Source organism: Streptomyces yerevanensis (genome assembly GCF_000716805.1).
GTDB classification, from domain to species: domain Bacteria; phylum Actinomycetota; class Actinomycetes; order Streptomycetales; family Streptomycetaceae; genus Streptomyces; species Streptomyces flaveus.
Genome location: NZ_JNWJ01000304.1, coordinates 1 through 219 on the forward strand (window position 1 = coordinate 1; position 219 = coordinate 219).

The window sequence follows — 219 nt, forward strand, 5'->3', positions numbered from 1 at the left end:
TCGAACGCCGCCTCGCCCTCGGCGCGGTAGCGGGCCACCAGTCGGCTGACCCAGCCCTGTGACACCCCGTAGGCGCGAGCGACCTCGCCCTGGGTACGGCCCTCAACGACGACAGCAGTGATTACCAGACGCCTCTTCGACATCGCCAGACCCTGCCTCCGAGGTCATGCCGATGTCTTGAGACACCCCATTCCGATGTCCTGAGCGAGCACACTGCCG

General features: G+C 66.7%; 1 protein-coding gene. It reads right to left on the bottom strand.

What is annotated here, in order from left to right:
• Nucleotides 1-143, bottom strand: a 143-nt coding sequence (locus OP79_RS58860) for a helix-turn-helix domain-containing protein (RefSeq protein ID WP_033330066.1), incomplete at its 3' end; no start/stop codon positions are given.
• Between the last annotated feature and the right edge of the window lie 76 nt (nt 144-219).